This is a genomic window from Tenacibaculum skagerrakense (genome assembly GCF_004345825.1).
GTDB classification, from domain to species: domain Bacteria; phylum Bacteroidota; class Bacteroidia; order Flavobacteriales; family Flavobacteriaceae; genus Polaribacter; species Polaribacter skagerrakensis.
This window is the reverse complement of record NZ_SLXM01000001.1, coordinates 349,153-367,332: the sequence shown is the minus strand read 5'-3', so window position 1 is coordinate 367,332 and position 18,180 is coordinate 349,153. Positions and strand designations below refer to the sequence as shown.

Sequence of the window (18,180 nt, the reverse complement as noted above, 5' to 3'; positions counted from 1 at the left end):
TTTTACTTTTTTCTATCTGCACTATTTTTCTTTAACGCTAAACGATATTCAGCTAAAACAACTTTAACATCGTCTTTCATTTTATCATTTAATTCTCCGACAGAAGCCATATTATACCCAAATAATTTGCCGTCTGCCATATCTTTATCGTCTGTTCGACCTCTTAAATTTAATTCTTTATCAATAATAAAAGCCTTTGAAGTGTGAAGGTTACCATCCAAAGATTGATTTGTTTGAAAGCTATCATAAAAGGCTTTTACAACTTCATCTTCAGCAAAAATGAAATTCCATTTTACCATATCTGTATAATTCCCTATGGCTTTTTTAATTTTATCTATTTCTTCTTCTGTACCTTTTGGACAAATAACAATCATTTGAAAATCTTTAAAGCCATAAAATGGTTTGTATATTTTTTGGTTTAAATTAAAGATTTCTCCTTTGATGATATCTACTTGTTTTCCTGGAAAAAGAACAATGCTGATGTTATTTTCTAATTTAGAATTAGCATCTATGGTTGAAACATCAACTATATTTTTTGTTAATACAGGAAGCTTTGCGAAGTTGTTCATCCCCATAGACAAGAATATATAGAACAATAGCGGAACTATAAAGAGAACAGAAAGGACGATATATTTTTTTGAAATTTTCAACGTATTGATTTTAATTATTTTGCAAAAATAAGCAATTATGTAGCTGTGAACTAGTGAAACAACCATGATAACTACTTAAAAAAATCTAAAAACCTATTTTATTGATTACGGTTAATTATTCAAATAGGTTATGTTACTCTTGTATAAAGTATACAGCAAAAAAAAGGTGGTAAAAACCACCACCTTTTCTAATTTATAATATTACCATTTAATTAATGGTGCTAATGTGTCATATAAATAACCTCCTTCAAATAATACAATGAATAAAAGGTAACAGATTAAGAATACTGCCGTCCAAACAACAGCTCTTCTAAACCATTTTTTTTCACCTTCAAGGTGCATAAACGCCCAAGCAATATAATATGCTTTAGCTAACGTTAATATGATGAATATCCAGTTTAACCAACTTGTACCAGGACCACTTAAGTGTAAAAAACCAGGTTTTACAATACCTAAACCAACTTCTACTGCAGTAATTACTGATAAAATTGCTAAAACAATCCAGATTCTTTTTGTATTTGACTCGTGTGAATGTGCCATCTTAAAATATCTTTATAATTAATTAAACTAAGTAGAAGAATGTAAATACGAATACCCAAACTAAATCTACAAAGTGCCAGTATAATCCAACTTTTTCCACCATTTCGTAATGTCCTCTCTTCTCATACGTTCCTAAAACAACATTAAAGAATATAATGATATTGATTACAATTCCTGAGAATACGTGGAATCCGTGGAAACCAGTAATAAAGAAGAAGAAATCTGCGAAGATTGGATTTCCATACTCATTTACATGTAAGTTAGCTCCTTCTACAACTAAGTTTGCTTTTTCTAATTCTTTTAGACTTTCTTCTCTTGATAAGATAATTTTTTTCTTAGTATCTAAATCGATTCTTTCTGATCTAATTTGTAAAGAAGGATCTGCTTTAAATACTTCCTGTACTTGAGCAACTGAATATTGAGAAATAGTTTTTTCTGAAGTAAACCATAAACCATTCTTTCTAGAGTGTTGTTCTCTATCGTCAGTTCTTTCGCCAGTTACAAAATCTGCTAGCGCTATTTGATGACCATCTTTTACGAATTGTAAAATCTTGTTATCTGTAGTTCTAACTGCACCGTAAGATCCTTTAATAAAAGTTTTCCATTCCCAAGCTTGAGAACCTACGAATATTAAACCGAAAATAATTGTAAAGAACATATACAACGCTACTTTCTTTTGTTGCATTTTGTGACCCGCATCTACCGCTAACACCATAGTTACAGAAGATACAATTAAAATAAAGGTCATGAATGCCACGTAATACATTGGGTAGTTTCCGTGAAAAAACGGAACGTGTGTAAATACCTCATCGGCGATTGGCCAAGAGTCAATAAACTTAAAACGTGTTAAACCGTAAGCGGCTAAGAACCCTGAAAATGTTAATGCATCAGATAGGATAAAAAACCACATCATCATTTTACCATAACTTGCACCAAACGGTTGTACTCCGGCACCACCACCCCAAGTCTCTTTATTATCAGAATTTACAGCGATATTAGATTCCATAAATCTCTTTTATCAGTTAATTTTTGTTAAATAATGCGCCAAAATTACGCATTTTATATTATTTGTAAAACTTAAAGAATAAAAATAAAAGTATCCATAGTAAATCTACGAAATGCCAAAAGATTGCACCTAGTTCAAACCCAAGCATATTGGTAGATGAATACTTCTTTTTATAATGATTATAAATAACGACCATTAGCACTACAACTCCCGCCAAAAGGTGTAAAACGTGAATAAACGTTATCCCAATAACAAAAGAAGTTGATACTGTACTTTGTGGACCTGTAAAATATAACCCTAAACTTTCTAACTCTTTAAAACCTACATATTGATACCAAACAAATGCTAAACCTAATATAAAAGTAGCTACTAACAGAAGCATTGACTTCTGTAAATCATCCTTTTTCAAGAACACTTGTGATAAAAATAGTGCAACACTACTCAAAACAATTAAAATTGTACTGATATAAAAAGCTTGAGGTAAATCAAATGTTACCCAATCTTCCCTTTTCGCACTAACAATATAAGCACTTGTTAAACCAGCAAAAAACATCACCATACTTATTAAAGACACCCAAAGCATTGGTTTTGCTGATTTCCTTTTTGCTTCTTTAAGCTCTTGATCTACTTGAACTTCACTCATTTTTAATGTAAAAATTTATCGATTACGTAAATAATTGGTAATACTGTGATATAAAAAACGCTAGCTAACATTAATTTTCTAGCATCTGTATTTTCTTGAGATTTGTATAGTTTGATTCCGTAGAATAACATTAATAATCCTAACAACACAACTATAATTGCTGTAATTGGGTAAATGTATAAGTTCCCTGTAACTTTCAATACGGGTGCTACTGAAATCAAAATCATTACACAGGTATAAAAGATAATTTGTGCAACAGCACCTTTATCTTTTTTATCCATAGGCAACATATGCAATCCTGCTTTTTTATATTCCTCATCTTGCAACCAACCAATAGCCCAAAAATGTGGAAATTGCCAAAAAAACTGAATCATAAATAAAAATCCAGCTTCTATTCCAAAACTACCCGTTGCAGCAACCCAACCTAACATAAAAGGAATTGCTCCTGGAATCGCTCCAACAAAAACTGCTAATGGCGTAATAGCCTTTAATGGAGTGTAAGCACTTGTGTACAAAAAAATTGAAATTGCACCAAATAAGGCACATTTTGGATTGATTGCATATAATATTGCAATACCTGCAATTGTAAAAAGTGTAGCTATAATTAAAGCAGTTGTAGGTTTCATTCTACCAGAAGGCAAAGGACGATTTTTTGTTCTTTGCATAATAGCATCAATATCTTTTTCTATTACTTGGTTAAAAGCGTTTGATGCACCTACCATTAAATATCCTCCAATACTTAACAATGCTACTATGGAATAGTCTACTGTTTCTGCTCCTAATAAGTACCCAGCTACTGAAGTAAACACTACGCTTATAGACAAGCCAACCTTCGTTAATTGTTTAAAATCTATAAAAAGTGTTTTTAAAACTGATTTTTCTGCCGTCAAAACTGAACCCACCTTGCTTTTGTAAAATTTTTGCAAAGATATTCTATATATATGTAACCACCATAATTTTTACGTTTTATTGATTATTTAAACTTTTTTTAAAAAAAAATTGATTTTTGTTTGACAGATTAAAAAACGGTTGTATATTTGCACCCGCAATCACAATTGCACACGATCTTAAACACAAAGACTACGCGAAAGTAGCTCAGGGGTAGAGCATCACCTTGCCAAGGTGAGGGTCGCGGGTTCAAATCCCGTCTTTCGCTCAGAACCTTATATAAAATACCAATGCTGAAGTGGTGGAATTGGTAGACACGTTGGACTTAAAATCCAATGAGCCGTAATGCTCGTGCGGGTTCAAGTCCCGCCTTCAGTACAATAACCGTTGTTAATCTTTTGATTTTCAACGGTTTTTTGCTTTTTAGGGGTTAGAAAAGGGGTAAATAAATTTTTCATTTTTGGCTTAGAAAATCACTACAACTAAAGATCCCTTTAGAAATTTAGAAATGTTTTTTTATAGAAATTTCAACTCAACCTATTAGTGACTATCTTTTTCCGTAACTTTGATATTAATAAGATGATGAAACACTTTGAGCTAATCGCTCAAATACTAAGAAAGTCAATAGTTGCAGCTATTGGCTTTTTATTTTTAATAAACTTTGCTAAATGAGACAAACAAAGATTTAAAATAAAAGTTTTCTAAAGACAATAAAACATAGTGAATAGACACTTGTGAAAGACTCTAATAAATTGGATAATAGAAATTTTATTTTCTCATAATAATCCCTATTTTTAAGGATTATTCACTCCTTATTAAAATTATATGAAATTAGACGAAATATACTCCTTACGAAGTAATTTTATAGTTATTGGATTAACAGGACGTATAGGATCAGGATGTTCAGAAATAGCTGAATTACTTTCAGGAACATATGAAGAAATAAAAGAGAAAGGATTAAGAGATTTTCAAACTAAAGAAACTCAAGGTTCAACTTTCATTAGGAAATATAACATTGTAAATAACTTCATTAAAAACGAAGGCAATTGGACTCCTTTCGAGTTAATTAAATATAGAAATGTTTTATTCTTATATATTGTTAAAAATTACGGCAATGACATTGATAAATACCAGGTGCTTTTTGAAAAGTACTTAAATGATGTAAATCCTAAAAGTGATTTTAAAACAAGTTTATCTGTTCTATTTCAAAATCATAAGAATACCATTGAAGAAATTAAATCTTTAGAAAGTTTTGAGAACATAAAAAAAGATGATGATTTAGAAAAATTAGACACAATATTTTTTGGAGATCCATTTAAGAAATTTTGTCTTAATTTTTCTGATATCTTCAAAAAACATGATTATTACCTCAGGTTAAAGTTACTACATAATATTTCAAAAAACATTAGACAATCTGGAGATATAATAGGAAATAGTGAAAAAGATATTTCAAAACTATACGAAATAGCAGGCGTTATTAATAAAGTTATTAAAGCAAAAAAACATGCAAACAAAAATAACCCTACTCGAATCGTGATTGATTCATTAAGAAACTCTTTAGAAATAATGTTCTTTAAAGAAAGGTATTCAGGCTTTTACATGTTAGCTACTAAAGATGTATTGGATAATTCAAAAGATAGAATTTTTGACAAAATACCTAAATCAATTAATGAAACTGAACGTCTTAAAATTACTGATAAAATTTTGAAATTAGATAATCAAGAATATGGAACAAAAGATTTTTCAAAAGGAATTTTTTCATCCCCTGATGTTGAAAACTGTATTCAAAAAAGTGATTATCATATTTTAAATTTAAAAAAGAATGAAATCACTAAATACTTAAATAAATATACACCTCCATATGATAAATTTAATTTTTTAAGTAGAGAAGAACAATTAATAAAATTAATTTCATTAATTATTCAACCAGGATTAATTACACCTAGTTCTGTTGAAAGATCAATGCAAGTAGCTAACTCTGCAAAACTAAATTCAGGTTGTATTTCTAGAAACGTTGGTGCTGCTATAACAGACTCTCATTTCCATGTAAAATCCATTGGATGGAACGATGTTGCTAAAGGACATACACCATGTAACCTAAGGGAGGCTGAAGATATAATTTATGTTACTGATCAAAAGAAAACAGAAATAAACATACACTATAGCCCTTTCGAGATGGGAAATGCATCCGATAATTCCTCATTTAAATATAAGAATGAAAAACCTGGGGACTTCAAGGAGGCTCTTAGTGATTATTTTAAGTTATCCCTTGAGAGTCATAAAGAAGATTTAAAAGGAAAGAATTGTGCTTTTTGTTTTAAAACAGTGCATAATCATTATGAAGGAGAAGCAAACCAAGTACACACTAGATCTTTACATGCTGAAGAAAATGCAATGCTACAAATCACAAAACTTGGTGGACAAGGAGTTGAAAATGGAATTCTATTTACCACAGCTAGCCCCTGTGAATTATGCTCTAAAAAAGCCTACCAACTGGGTATAAAAACAATATATTTCATAGATCCTTACCCTGGTATATCGAATGATCAAATACTTAGAGGCGGAAGAGAGAACACCCGACCTAAAATGATACCTTTCTCTGGAGCTATAGGATTAGCATATCACAAATGTTATGATTCTTTTATGTCATACAAAGATGAAGTTACAATGACTCTCGAAATGGAAGTCGAAAATAAAATAGGTATTCAATTCAAGGAATTATTAAAGTCAATTAAAAAGAAAGATAGACACATTAGTGCTTTACTTGATTCCTCGAAAACATATAATGATAATGATGTTATTGCTATGATATCTAAAATGTTAAAAAAAGAAGATGAAAAAAGAAATAATCAAGATATTTCCAGCGAAGATATCTTCTGAGGTTAATGGATATAATAATTTAGTTAATTTTTATAGAGAGTTAATCTACTTGAAGGATAGTGTGGTAATAATTGATATGAGAAAAACTTATTGGTTTGAAGCTAATTTAGTTGCTGCGCTCGGAGCAATAATTGAATTTTTAAATACTAGAAATAATTATGTAGAAATAGTAAATGTTAAAGCTCCAAAAGAAATTTTGACCAGAAATGGTTTTCTAAAAAGATATGGATTTAATGAAGAATATTTAACATATAATACAGAAATAGAATATAAAACTTTTAAAGAAAATGAAGGAAGTCAATTCTCTACTTATGTAGGTGTTGAAGTTTTAAACAATCAGGATTTCCCTAAAGTTTCAAAACTTTTGAATAAAAAAATAAACCAGAGTATATGTGAACTTTTTGAAAATGCACGAACACATGGAGCTTGTGAAAACATCCATACCTGTGGACAATATTTTCCAAATAAAAATATTTTAGATTTTACAATTGTAGATTTAGGGACTACAATAAAAACTAACGTCAATAATTATTTAAACAAAACAAAATCTGGGGCTAAATGTATAGAATGGGCTATGATAGAAAACAACACAACCAAAACAGGAAAAATTAGTGGTGGTCTAGGTTTAGCTTTTATTTTTGATTTTATAAAATTGAATAAAGGGAGATTTCAAATTGTTTCATCAGACGGATATTGGGAATTCAATAGAGGTAAAGTATTAAAACAAAATCTTGAATATCAATTCCCTGGGACTATAGCTAATTTAGAGTTTAATTTCGCCGATACTAATTCATATATGTTAAAAAATGAGATAGATATCAACAATATTTTTTAATTTTGCAAAACTTAATAAAACGATGGAAAAACAGATAATAGATATTTTTAATATTATTAAAGGAAATTTCGCTGTCACTACTGTTGACGGTGAAACTTTATACGAAATAATTCGTAAAAATATTGAAGATCAACATGAAACCACATTAGATTTCGCTAGAATTTCCATAGTTACTACAGCCTTTTTAAACGCAGCAATAGGTCAATTATATCGTATTTACAAATCTGAAGATATTAAACCTTACCTTAGACTTACAAATGTTGACGACGAAGATTTAATTTTATTTCAAAAAGTTACAAGTAGAGCTAAACAATATTATGCTCAAAAGAAAGATTAAAAAGTTAAATATTCTTATAAATCAAACAAGAGCCAATAGTTGAAACTACTGGCTCTTGTTTTTTTAATAACCTTAGCGAAATGAGACAAGCAAAGATTTGAGATAAGGAACGAATGTGACTTAGTGAAAATTTTGTGCAGCTCGAATGAGATAAGGTTATTAAAAAACATTTTTCAAATCAATTTAAACATACTTTAACACATTTCAAAACAAAATAATTTTGAAGTTTTACTGGTTTTAATATATTTGTATTGTATGAGAAAAAAAAGATTGCTAAAAACCCCATTTTTTTGTAATAATCATAGTGTTTATTAGTGATAATAATAGTTTAACAATATTACAAACTGTGAATATCCTAATCATAAACGCATTTGGAATATATCAACATTTAATTTTCTTAATTCTTAGATGAATTAAATCTGGTTTATAAGAAAAACAAAAAAAGGGGGAGCCGAAAACCTTTTAGAGTAGGTATAATTAATTTAAATTAAAAAATGAAAAAAGTAATTTTATTATTAGTCTTTTTATTTTCAAGTAGTAGTTTAGTAAATGCTAATACTGAAAACAAACAATTAGAAGATGTAAGTTGTTTAACTTATGCTTACGAGTTTGCAGATATTATAACTGAAGCCGCTGGGTTTTACACAATGGAAGATTGGACAAGAATTTTTCGAGACACTTTTAATGACTGTGTAGACCAAGAACTTTACGGTTAGAAATATATTATCCGTTGTATGTTAGAAACTATTAAGCATACAACGGATAAATCATAAAAATTAAGTAACATATCTTCAAGAAGAAAAAATGTCAAAAATCATAAAGCTTTTCGTCCTATTATTTTTGTACTGTTTACAAACTTTTTCACAACAAAAACAAGGTAAACTAACGTACAATGTTTATTTAAATGTAGAAAATTTTAACAAAAACCTCTCAAAATCTAAAAAAAGCTCTAAAGAAAGAATCAAAACTTTACTTGCCAAGCAAGGAACCAAAACATATAATCTTTACTTCAAAAATAATGAGTCAATATTTAAAGAAGAAAAAAGGCTTAAAGTAGATAATTCTAGAAAAAAAATGGATTTAGTATCTATTTTTGCTGGTAAAGGAAAGTATTATTACAATAGAAAAAGTAATGAAATATTAATAGAAAAAGAAGTAATAGGAGAAGATTTTATTGTAAAATCCAGCCCTGACTATAATTGGAATCTTACACAAGAGACTAAAAAAATTGGTAATTATAACTGTTACAAAGCCACTACAACACAAATAGTAATTACAGAAAAGGGAGAGAAAAAAGAGAAACCTATTGTTGCTTGGTATTCCCCTGACTTACCTATATCTTTCGGAATCAAGGATTTTCAAGGCCTACCAGGTGCTACGATCTTCCTTAATGAACAAACTATAATTTACAGTTTATCAGAAGTTAAGTTTAATTTTTTAGACGAGGATAATGAAGTTTCTAAACCGACAAAAGGGAAAGAAATCACACAATCGGAATTAAATGAATTTTTAAAAAAGAACATGCTTAAAGGATTTTAATCTTTAGAAACTAAGAATTATTATAATACTCTATTGGTGTAATGAAATATAAAAACAAAATAGAATAAATTAAATAAATGATAAAACTGTTATTTTCTGTTTGTTTCTTATTTTCACTTCCTTTAATAGCTCAAAAAATAACTTTATCTGGTGAAGTTAGGGATAGTTTACTAACACCCTTAACTTCAGCTAACATCATTGCAAAACCCAAAGATTTAAATCAAAATTTAAGTTTTACTGTAACAGATGATAAAGGAAGATATCTATTAAAACTAGATAAAAATAAAGTTTATACGATAAGTATAAGTTTTATGGGATACGAGCAAATTAATCATGAAATAAAACTAACTAAAAACACCAAAAAAGATTTTTTTTTATCTGAGGCAAAAAACCAATTAGACGAAGTAGTAATTGACATGCCTATGATTTTAAAAAAAGACACTATAGTTTACAATACTAAATATTTCGTAACTGGTGAAGAACGTAAACTGAAGAATATACTTAGAAAATTACCTGGGGTCGAAGTCGAAAAGAATGGCGATATTATAGTTCGAGGTAAAAAGGTAACTAAATTACTAGTAGAGGGTAAGAAATTTTTTGGTGGAGGAACGAAATTAGCTGTAGAAAATATTCCTGCTGATGCAGTAAAGAAGGTTGTAGTATTAGATAATTATAATGAAGTAGCCTTTTTAAAAAAATTTTCTGATAGTGATGAAATGGCAATGAATATAGAGCTAAAAGAAGATAAAAAACGTTTTGTTTTTGGTGACTTACAAACTGGAAAAGGGAATAAAGACTATTATAAAACTCATGCTAATTTATTTTATTATTCGCCAAAAACAAACATAAACTTTATTGGTAACTTAAATAATATAGCTGAACAAACTTTTACAATTAAGGATTATCTTAATTTCTCTGGAGGAATTAATGCTGTATTTAATGGTAATTTTAATTATCACAATAGAGATTTCTCTCAATTTATAGAACCGCAAGATATACTTAGCAGTAAACAATACTTTAACGCCATAAATATTACAAAAACGACTTCTAATAAAATGGATATTTCTGGCTATGCAATTTTTTCACATTCTATTTCAGAAAATTTCACTCAAAACCTGAACGAATATTCTTTTTTTACCGAAAATAGAGAGTCAAGAAATGAAATTAACAACTTATTAGGTATAGGAAAACTTAATATGGATTATAATCCTAGCTTTGAAGAACAGTGGTATATAAGAACCCAAATAAAAAAGAATAAAAATTCTAGAACTAATTTTATTTCTTCAGAAGTAAATAATAACATTAACAATATAAACACGAACAACAAGAGCAAAGCTTGGTATACAAACCAAAATATTGAATGGCACAAAAAACAATCACAGAATCATACATTTTCTTCTACAATTAATTATACATATGACAATGATTCTCCTACTTCTTTTTGGTCAACATCACAACCTATTTTACAAGGATTAATACCTGTTGACCTCCTTCAAGATAACTTTACACTACAACAATTAAAAGAAAATGAAAAACATCATTTACATACTGTATTTAAAGATTTTTGGACAATCAATAATGAAAATCATATATATTCAACAATAGGTAATACTTATCAAAATGAAAAGTTTATTAGTAAAGATAGTCAGATTTTAGATGATGGATCAGAGAATGATTTTGGTTTATTTGAATTTAATAATTCAACAGATTTCAAACTTAATGACTTTTTTATAGGCCTACATTACAAATGGAGAAGAGGAATATTTACCTTTAAACAAGGTGTATACATACATAGATATAACTGGCAAGTTAAACAAGAAACATCATTATCTAATAAAAAATGGGTTTTTCTTCCTGATTTTAGTTTAAAAATAGAATTCAATAAATCAAAAAAACTTCAATTAAACTATAACCTAAAATCTAACTTTTCAGATGTATCGAAACTTGCCGATAAATTTTTATTGAAATCATATAATTCATTATTTAGAGGAAATGAAACTCTAGAAAATGAATTGTTCCATAATCTCGGAGTAAGATATAGCCGTCTGAGTTTATTTAGAGGGTTATTATTTACTGCAAGCGCAAATTATTCAAAAAAAATAATGGGGTTTAGAAATGCTGTTAAATTTGATGGAGTAAATCAATTATTGACACTACAAATGGCTGAAAATCCTAGTGAAGATTGGAGGTTGAATAGTACTATAAGAAAAAGGATTAACAAAGTTAGATATAAGCTTTCTGGTAATTATTTTAATTCTAAATACCTTCAAAATATTGATAATATTGATGTAATCAATGAAAATCAGAATTACTCATTTAATATTGGAGCAGAAACATTATTTGATGATTTTCCAAATATTGAAGCTGGTTTTAAAAGTAGTCTTGGTAATTTTACATCTAATAATAGTCCTTCTAGATTTACTGTTAGCGAACCTTATTTAGACATCAAATACGATTTTTTAAAAAGTTTTCTTTTTTTATTTGATTATAGACACTATAGTTATCAAAACAAATCTCAGAGTCTAAAAAATACTTACAACATTTCTAACGCTTCCATATCATATAAAAAAGAAGACAGTCCTTGGAGTTTTAAAATTGATGTGCAAAATTTATTTAATACTCAATTCAAACAAAGTAATGCTTTCTCAGAATACCTAATTTCCGACACCAAAACATATATTTTACCAAGAATTTTTATGTTTTCTATAGGGTATAACTTATAAATTATTACCAAAAGGGTGACTCAAAATTTCTATTTACCCAAATGAGAAAAACAAAGATTTGAGATAAGGAACGAATGTGACTTAGTGAAAATTTTGTGTAGCTCAAATGAGATAAGGTTATTCCGATACCATTGTTAACTCTCCCGCTTTATCCATTAAAAAAACAAGATTTGATTCTTCATTTTTTCCTTTGCACTTGTGAGCGTTCAACGCATTCTGATTGTGAAAAGTCATTTGACAATCGGAACAAGTAAGTTTCTTATGTTCCTTAATAATGGATTGAATCTCGTTAAATGTTGCTTGCAATTCGCTCAACTTTTGCTCTGATTCGCTAACAGATTGTTTTATGGTCGCTATATTTTGCTTTGAAGCCGCTGTTTTTTCTTCTTTCAATTTTTTGAATACCTCTATTAAAAAGAAAAACATCGTAGATAATAAAACAGGAATAAAAAGTCGTTTACTAAAGTCAATGTAATTGCTAATGGTTGTTAGCTTTGAAAAATCAACATCATTGAAAGCTTTTAAAATGATAATTAGTAAAACACAATCAAAAACTGCTAATAAATACTTTTTCCATTTTTCTTCAGCATGAATTGAAACAACCAATAATATCAATGAAGCAGGGATTGCTATAAGAATAGAAGTGGTATATCTAGCAACCTCAAGTTCAATCACATTACTTAAAACATCGTTTAATAAAGCAACTATTTTAGTTAAATAACCTAATACATAAAATATAATACTTAGGATAACAATCGTGATTCCTGTAATTCTATCGATTAATTTATCTTCAAACATGGTAATGATTTTAAAAGAAGCTCGAGGGAATTCCTCGAGCCCAAAAATTAATTTCTCCACTCAATAGCTACTGTCACTTCTCTCTCAACATTATTAGAATCAATTATCACAAAAGTAATTTCACCTTTTCTCTGAGTAATTGTACCTCTTTGATTGATTGTCATTCTTATATTAGTGTTAAACCCTAAGTCTAAAATTTCTCCTGCTGAAATTTGTTGATTAGTGTTTCTTTCTTCAATATAAATCTCCCCTAAATCAGTAGTTTTAAAATACATTTTATAAGAAATGAATTGATTATCAACTTCTGGAGAGATAATATTCATGTTAAGACTGATATCAAACATATAAAACTGTGAGATATTATCATTTGAAGGAATTACCTCAAAATCTGTAGGTGTACTTTCAAAATTAACACTAACAGTCTTAGAAAGTCCATTTGATGCTCTTACAGTAAATTGTAAAGGTTCATTTGATACTTCTTTGCCACGAAATTCGAATCTTCCTCCAGTTACAATGTTTAAATCAATCCTATCATTATTACTATAAGAATTACCTTGATACAAAATTTCTCCTTTAGGACCATTAAAAGATATTTCATATTGTAAATTCTGATCGCCCTTTTTTGATATACTAAATTCAAATGGAGTTAAATCCCCCACATAATCATTTGGTTCATCTGGAGTAACTACCAAATCAAAATCCGTTTGTAAAACGGAGAAATCTACAGATACTGTTTTTGATAATCCGTTAGAAGCATTCAAAGTAAATTCAATAGGAGTGTTTGAAGTTTCAAATCCTTCAAAATTCATTTGAAAATTTCCTTCAGTAACAGAAATAGTTTCATTTTTAAAATATTCGTTATCTGTATTACTTAGTTTTCCATTGATATTTTTAAAAACCAATTCGTATGTAATTTCTTCAACCCCAATTTTATAGATGTTGAAATTAAATGCGGTAGGTGTTTTAATATAGTTTTCTGTTTTTTCTGGGGTAACTTCTAATAAAATTGATGTTGGAATAATTTCTGAATTAATAGTTACCTCTTGAGATTTGCCATTGGAAGCTTTAACTAGTAAATCAATTTGAGCATTACCTCCTTGATTTGCTAAAAAGGAAATACGGTGTTTTCCTTCAGATAAATCAGTTAGACTTTCTCCTAAAACTATTTCATTTTGATTAATATTCAACTTTCCATTTAAAGAACTGTTGATGAACTTAATTTCATATTCTAATTCTTGTTCTAACTCATTTACTACCTTTTCAATTTCAAGCTCAAATTCTACTTTTTGAGACAAGAAAACTTCGTCATTAGATAATTTAATGGTATTCACTTTAAAGTCGTTGAAATCGACAATTTTATAGCTTATAAGATGAGAGGTAGTCAAATCATTACTATTTCTGATAGTAATTTCTGTTGTATGTGTATTCACATCTTCACCTACATAAACAAGATTAAACTCTAAACTTTCTAATTTGTATTCTTGACCAGGAGTTAAAATAGTATTATTTAGTTTATAATACCCGTTTCCATTGTCAAGTTCATAACTAAAGAAGTATTGAGTTCCTTGAACTTTTCTCTCAGGTTCAATGGTTATTGTTGTATTTATTTCTTCAGAAACAAAACTTATATCTTTTTGATCTGAAGTAATAGTAAAATCAAAACTGTCCTGAACTTCTATTTCAAGTCCAGTATCACAAGCTAATAAACTTGTTAGTATTATGAATATATATAGTAATTTTCTCATGGTTATTTTTTTAATAAAGTACATATCTCAATCCTAAACCTATCATGAATTTAGATTTTCCTATTTCACTATTTACATGGTAAAAATGAGTATATCTACCAAGCAAACTAAGTCTATTAGTCAAGTATAAATTAGTGTGTATTGCAGCAAATCCACCATAAATACTTCCTCCTTTACTTGTAATTAGAGCTCCGTTTGGTAAATCTGAATTACCTCCATTTATACTTTCATTTCCTAAAACTCCACCTAACCCAGCAAACGTTAGAATTAAACCGTTATGAGTAGATAAAAACTCCAATCTTTTGAAATAACCTAGAGTAGCTGTATGAATCGTTACATCAATATCGTAATTCGTCTGTTGTTCATTTAAATAACCGGAATACATTCCCAATTCAAAAAAGTTGTATTTGATATCATCTAATGAATAGGAAAAACTAACAAATGTGGAGATACCATTATCTGTATAACCTGCTAATGCAGAAACAGATTTATTGCTTTGTCCGTGTGAAATTGGGATATAGAAAATAAGTATTAATCCCAAGAGTATTTTTCTTAGTGTATATGACATTTCTTTATGTTTTTAAATTAATAGTAACTTTGTTTAGTAAGATGGTAAGTACCAGTTACCATCTTACATTACATTTCTTAATGTTTGGTAGGTTGCTATCTTATAGCTTCCTGCCTTTTTTTAAACTTATCTATTCATTGGCTATACTTATTTTAAAATTATCTTGAACAATATTTAAAGCTTCAAGTATTGAGATGTCTTTAGCATTACTTAATTCTATGGCTTCATCTAATAGCTTTTTTGACTTTTCAGAAATAAACTCCGAATAAAAATCATTGGTTTCCAAACGCTTCTTTAATTCAATGTTTTCATCTATTGAATTCGCTACAAAAGAATTTAAAAAATGATTTTCGCTTTCTGTTTTATTTATATTCAATTTACCCATAAATCGTTGTTTTCTAAATGATTATTTCTTGTTTTTTGAGGTTTTGCTTATTTCCCCTGACAACAAACCGACTTAAAACTTTATCAAATCATCATCGTTAGATGATGATTGTTGAAACATAGCTGTACCATGTAAAATTGAAGCTGATTCCTCAATAATTTTCACATAGTTCTTTTGAATATCATCTTCAGACACTTTTAGTTCAAATTCAAAATCAGTTTCTTCAATCTCTCGATCAACTTTGAATTTAGATTTCAATATTTCTTTTTTGTTTCCTTCGGCTATCAATCCATAAAACTCTCCAGGTTCTAAATTCATAATATCTGTAGTTTTAACACGGTCTCTTTCTTGAATCGTTTCACTAAAGTTTTCACTTGATGAATTTATATGACGACCAAAGAATTCTGAATCATGAAAACTATCTCCCTTACTTCTAGTCTGAAATTTTTTATCAGCTCTTCCAAACATTTGAGTAATCATTGTAGCAGTATTTTTATTTACAGTACGACCAAAAAACTGATTACCCATATTAGATAAAATCACTTGTGCTTTATCATTTTGATATCGATCTACTAGTTGACTAAAATCTTGAGCTCCATATACTGTTGCAACTTTGTTACTTCTTGCTGTAGCAGGAATTTGTTCGAAATTTGGGATGTATAAAGTAGGAGCTTCGTCTAAGACTATAATAGATTTATGTTTGTTGGGTTGATTCATCTGTTTAGCTGCAACCGAAATAATTAGTGAGATAATTGGTGCATAAGTTTGAGCGAGTGTACTTTCATTTCCTAGACAAATAAATTTCGGATTATTAGGATCATTGACGTCTAAATCAATATCATTACCTGATAAAATCCAAAATATATCGGGAGTATTAATCTTTGATAAATTGGCTTGTAGTGTAGAAACTACCCCAGCAACTTGTTTACTTGCATTATTTTTAATTGCTTGGCTTAAACTAGCTACTAGACCCTTAGTTTCAATATTATCAGCCATTTTTTCAAGTAACGTATTTATATCATTGTAAAGTACTAAAGCAATGATATGAGGTAGTGTACAATACTGTGGATATTCTTTTTTTAAGTACCAAATAATTCCAGTTAAAACACTTTTAGCATCAATCATGAAATAGTTTTCATTCTTTATGTTGTTAGGGGAAAGATTGAATAAGAGTGTTTGTGAATATTCATGAGCATAGGCAGTTTTAGTCATTAAACTTGGGTTTAATGGATTTATTCTCACACTTCTTCTAGCTTCTTTAAAATCTACAAAATACGGAGTTACGCTAGTCGAATTCTTTAAAACTTGCTGAATTGTAAAACTTGATAATTCAGGGCTTTTAAAATCATATAATAAACCTGAAAAATTCTTTTGTGTAGCCTGTTTTAAAATTGGATAAATAATACTAACCGATTTACCTGAGCCAGCACCACCTTGAATGTAAGTTCCGCGGTATGGATTATTCATTATTATATCTTCGGTTTCTGTTGAAAATTTGAAAGCATCTTCACTTACTTTTATTTTCACCTCTTTGTTTTCAAGCTTCCTATCTCTTTTGGTTTTTACGTTAAATGTAAATAGGAAATTAAAAGCTTTTGCGAGATAGAAGAAAGGAACTGTAATTGTAAATGGAAATATGTTTGCAACAATGAAACCAGGAACAGCTCCAATGATAACAGGTAGTTTAGTTAAACGTTTTAAAAATATTGCATATACTAACGTAGATATAGCCAAATTAACCAATCTGTAAAAGCCTGTCCAGTATAAGTATTCAATGATAAAATGTTTCATTTTAATATGAGATTTGATTATTATTTTGTTTTTCTTTTTGTTGTTTTTCTAGTTCAATGCGCTGTCTTAATGCTTCTTTTTCTTGATAATTTCCATTTTTTAACTCTCTAAGAGTTTCAAATTTTTCATCTAAACCACGTTCGTAGTTAAACTTTTCATCAAAAGTGCTTTCATTCATTTGTTTATAATTACTTCTATCAAAACCTCCTTTAATTGACTTTCCGTTTAATACCAAGTTTTTACTACTTCTAGCATTACTTAATGGACTCAGGCTTACTCTATAATCTTGATGCATACGACTAACGGTTATATGAACGTGTGAATTTAATCCTGATTTAAGCTCTCCACTTTTTGCAATTCCTTTTTTCACTTCTTCATCAAAACCTTTAAATCTTCGTTTATGCTCAACTTTTGCGTGCCAAACAATATCATCTTCATTGAGGTTTTTCTTAAAGTTTTGAGCATAATTACCCATAGCCTCTTTAGTATATTCTCTTAGTAGTCTGTTATACTCTTTATACTGTTCTTTGTTAAGTTCGTCTATACTTTGAATTTCTTTTCCTGCTACTTTTTTACCAATATGCTGTAATTCCTTATGACTAAAATTTAAAGTGACTGTGAAATACTTATCCTGTACTTTTTTTAATCCTTTTCCTTTAGCGTTTTCATCTATTAGATTAATAGCTTTTATAGTGCTAATTCTATCTTCACGTTGATTGAAAAAGTAATTTTGCTTTTCAGGCTCACCATCTTTTATGTATTCATTATTCTCTTTATTCAAGTAGAATCCATATTTCGAAGAGCTTCCTTTATTATTTGCACTGGTTTTATGAATTATGGTAACAGGCACTG

The 18,180-nt window shown here is 28.8% G+C and carries 17 protein-coding genes and 2 tRNA genes; 8 read left to right on the top strand and 11 right to left on the bottom strand.

Features of this window, described 5'->3' with window-relative positions:
- Positions 1 to 2: 2 nt before the first annotated feature.
- The 5 genes from EV195_RS01605 to cyoE form a co-directional block, all read right to left on the bottom strand.
- Complete coding sequence (locus tag EV195_RS01605; protein WP_243693045.1) at positions 3 to 575, bottom strand: hypothetical protein; 573 nt, start codon at positions 573 to 575, stop codon at positions 3 to 5.
- A gap of 276 nt (positions 576 to 851) precedes the next feature.
- Complete coding sequence (locus tag EV195_RS01600) at positions 852 to 1,190, bottom strand: cytochrome C oxidase subunit IV family protein (protein ID WP_132791982.1); 339 nt, start codon at positions 1,188 to 1,190, stop codon at positions 852 to 854.
- A gap of 22 nt (positions 1,191 to 1,212) precedes the next feature.
- The gene (locus tag EV195_RS01595) at positions 1,213 to 2,196 is read right to left on the bottom strand and encodes a cytochrome c oxidase subunit 3 (protein ID WP_132791979.1); all 984 of its coding nucleotides are present in this window, start codon (positions 2,194 to 2,196) and stop codon (positions 1,213 to 1,215) included.
- 58 nt (positions 2,197 to 2,254) lie between these two features.
- A complete protein-coding gene (locus EV195_RS01590; protein WP_132791977.1) occupies positions 2,255 to 2,839 on the bottom strand; it encodes a cytochrome c oxidase subunit 3 in 585 nt (194 codons plus the stop codon).
- Between the two features lie 2 nt (positions 2,840 to 2,841).
- Positions 2,842 to 3,741, bottom strand: coding sequence for a heme o synthase (cyoE, locus tag EV195_RS01585; RefSeq protein ID WP_132791974.1), 900 nt, complete (start codon positions 3,739 to 3,741; stop codon positions 2,842 to 2,844).
- A gap of 182 nt (positions 3,742 to 3,923) precedes the next feature.
- Between cyoE and EV195_RS01580 the strand changes: the two genes are divergently transcribed.
- The 8 genes from EV195_RS01580 to EV195_RS01545 all read left to right on the top strand — a co-directional run bounded on the left by EV195_RS01580 (position 3,924) and on the right by EV195_RS01545 (position 12,041).
- Positions 3,924 to 3,995, top strand: a tRNA-Gly gene (locus tag EV195_RS01580).
- Positions 3,996 to 4,019: 24 nt separating this feature from the next.
- A tRNA-Leu gene (locus EV195_RS01575) sits at positions 4,020 to 4,105 on the top strand.
- 447 nt (positions 4,106 to 4,552) lie between these two features.
- Positions 4,553 to 6,607, top strand: coding sequence for a cytidine/deoxycytidylate deaminase family protein (locus tag EV195_RS16815; RefSeq protein ID WP_132791971.1), 2,055 nt, complete (start codon positions 4,553 to 4,555; stop codon positions 6,605 to 6,607).
- Positions 6,561 to 7,442: an ATP-binding protein gene (locus EV195_RS01565; protein WP_132791968.1), complete on the top strand. Its 882-nt coding sequence runs from the start codon at positions 6,561 to 6,563 to the stop codon at positions 7,440 to 7,442. The genes EV195_RS16815 and EV195_RS01565 overlap by 47 nt, the downstream gene beginning before the upstream one ends.
- A 22-nt stretch (positions 7,443 to 7,464) precedes the next feature.
- Positions 7,465 to 7,779 carry an STAS-like domain-containing protein gene (locus EV195_RS01560; protein ID WP_132791965.1) on the top strand — a complete coding sequence of 105 codons (315 nt, stop codon included), beginning with the start codon at positions 7,465 to 7,467 and terminating at the stop codon, positions 7,777 to 7,779.
- A 494-nt stretch (positions 7,780 to 8,273) separates the two neighbouring features.
- Positions 8,274 to 8,495: a hypothetical protein gene (locus tag EV195_RS01555; RefSeq protein ID WP_132791962.1), complete on the top strand. Its 222-nt coding sequence runs from the start codon at positions 8,274 to 8,276 to the stop codon at positions 8,493 to 8,495.
- 88 nt (positions 8,496 to 8,583) lie between these two features.
- The gene (locus EV195_RS01550) at positions 8,584 to 9,318 is read left to right on the top strand and encodes a GLPGLI family protein (protein WP_132791959.1); all 735 of its coding nucleotides are present in this window, start codon (positions 8,584 to 8,586) and stop codon (positions 9,316 to 9,318) included.
- Between the two features lie 77 nt (positions 9,319 to 9,395).
- Entirely contained in the window at positions 9,396 to 12,041 is a 2,646-nt protein-coding gene (locus EV195_RS01545; protein WP_132791957.1) for a carboxypeptidase-like regulatory domain-containing protein, read from the top strand.
- A 117-nt stretch (positions 12,042 to 12,158) separates the two neighbouring features.
- On the opposite strand, the gene EV195_RS01540 is transcribed toward EV195_RS01545, so the two are convergent.
- The 6 genes from EV195_RS01540 to EV195_RS01515 all read right to left on the bottom strand — a co-directional run bounded on the left by EV195_RS01540 (position 12,159) and on the right by EV195_RS01515 (position 18,178).
- On the bottom strand, positions 12,159 to 12,839 hold the full coding sequence (locus tag EV195_RS01540; RefSeq protein ID WP_132791955.1) for a hypothetical protein: 681 nt from the start codon (positions 12,837 to 12,839) through the stop codon (positions 12,159 to 12,161).
- Between the two features lie 47 nt (positions 12,840 to 12,886).
- Positions 12,887 to 14,584: a TraQ conjugal transfer family protein gene (locus EV195_RS01535; RefSeq protein WP_165915666.1), complete on the bottom strand. Its 1,698-nt coding sequence runs from the start codon at positions 14,582 to 14,584 to the stop codon at positions 12,887 to 12,889.
- A 10-nt stretch (positions 14,585 to 14,594) separates the two neighbouring features.
- The gene (locus EV195_RS01530; RefSeq protein ID WP_132791933.1) at positions 14,595 to 15,152 is read right to left on the bottom strand and encodes a conjugal transfer protein TraO; all 558 of its coding nucleotides are present in this window, start codon (positions 15,150 to 15,152) and stop codon (positions 14,595 to 14,597) included.
- A 130-nt stretch (positions 15,153 to 15,282) separates the two neighbouring features.
- Complete coding sequence (locus tag EV195_RS01525) at positions 15,283 to 15,537, bottom strand: hypothetical protein (RefSeq protein WP_132791930.1); 255 nt, start codon at positions 15,535 to 15,537, stop codon at positions 15,283 to 15,285.
- Between the two features lie 72 nt (positions 15,538 to 15,609).
- The gene (locus EV195_RS01520; protein WP_132791927.1) at positions 15,610 to 17,328 is read right to left on the bottom strand and encodes a type IV secretory system conjugative DNA transfer family protein; all 1,719 of its coding nucleotides are present in this window, start codon (positions 17,326 to 17,328) and stop codon (positions 15,610 to 15,612) included.
- 1 nt (position 17,329) lies between these two features.
- Positions 17,330 to 18,178, bottom strand: coding sequence for a DUF5712 family protein (locus tag EV195_RS01515; RefSeq protein WP_132791924.1), 849 nt, complete (start codon positions 18,176 to 18,178; stop codon positions 17,330 to 17,332).
- Positions 18,179 to 18,180 lie beyond the last annotated feature (2 nt).

Excerpts from the sequence above, each read along its gene's own strand:
- EV195_RS01605 (WP_243693045.1), bottom strand. The coding sequence starts at position 575 with ATGGGGATGAACAACTTCGCAAAGCTTCCTGTATTAACAAAAAATATA.
- EV195_RS01600 (WP_132791982.1), bottom strand. The coding sequence starts at position 1,190 with ATGGCACATTCACACGAGTCAAATACAAAAAGAATCTGGATTGTTTTA.
- EV195_RS01595 (WP_132791979.1), bottom strand. The coding sequence starts at position 2,196 with ATGGAATCTAATATCGCTGTAAATTCTGATAATAAAGAGACTTGGGGT.
- EV195_RS01590 (WP_132791977.1), bottom strand. The coding sequence starts at position 2,839 with ATGAGTGAAGTTCAAGTAGATCAAGAGCTTAAAGAAGCAAAAAGGAAA.
- EV195_RS16815 (WP_132791971.1), top strand. The coding sequence starts at position 4,553 with ATGAAATTAGACGAAATATACTCCTTACGAAGTAATTTTATAGTTATT.
- EV195_RS01565 (WP_132791968.1), top strand. The coding sequence starts at position 6,561 with ATGAAAAAAGAAATAATCAAGATATTTCCAGCGAAGATATCTTCTGAG.
- EV195_RS01560 (WP_132791965.1), top strand. The coding sequence starts at position 7,465 with ATGGAAAAACAGATAATAGATATTTTTAATATTATTAAAGGAAATTTC.
- EV195_RS01555 (WP_132791962.1), top strand. The coding sequence starts at position 8,274 with ATGAAAAAAGTAATTTTATTATTAGTCTTTTTATTTTCAAGTAGTAGT.
- EV195_RS01550 (WP_132791959.1), top strand. The coding sequence starts at position 8,584 with ATGTCAAAAATCATAAAGCTTTTCGTCCTATTATTTTTGTACTGTTTA.
- EV195_RS01545 (WP_132791957.1), top strand. The coding sequence starts at position 9,396 with ATGATAAAACTGTTATTTTCTGTTTGTTTCTTATTTTCACTTCCTTTA.
- EV195_RS01540 (WP_132791955.1), bottom strand. The coding sequence starts at position 12,839 with ATGTTTGAAGATAAATTAATCGATAGAATTACAGGAATCACGATTGTT.
- EV195_RS01535 (WP_165915666.1), bottom strand. The coding sequence starts at position 14,584 with ATGAGAAAATTACTATATATATTCATAATACTAACAAGTTTATTAGCT.
- EV195_RS01530 (WP_132791933.1), bottom strand. The coding sequence starts at position 15,152 with ATGTCATATACACTAAGAAAAATACTCTTGGGATTAATACTTATTTTC.
- EV195_RS01525 (WP_132791930.1), bottom strand. The coding sequence starts at position 15,537 with ATGGGTAAATTGAATATAAATAAAACAGAAAGCGAAAATCATTTTTTA.
- EV195_RS01520 (WP_132791927.1), bottom strand. The coding sequence starts at position 17,328 with ATGAAACATTTTATCATTGAATACTTATACTGGACAGGCTTTTACAGA.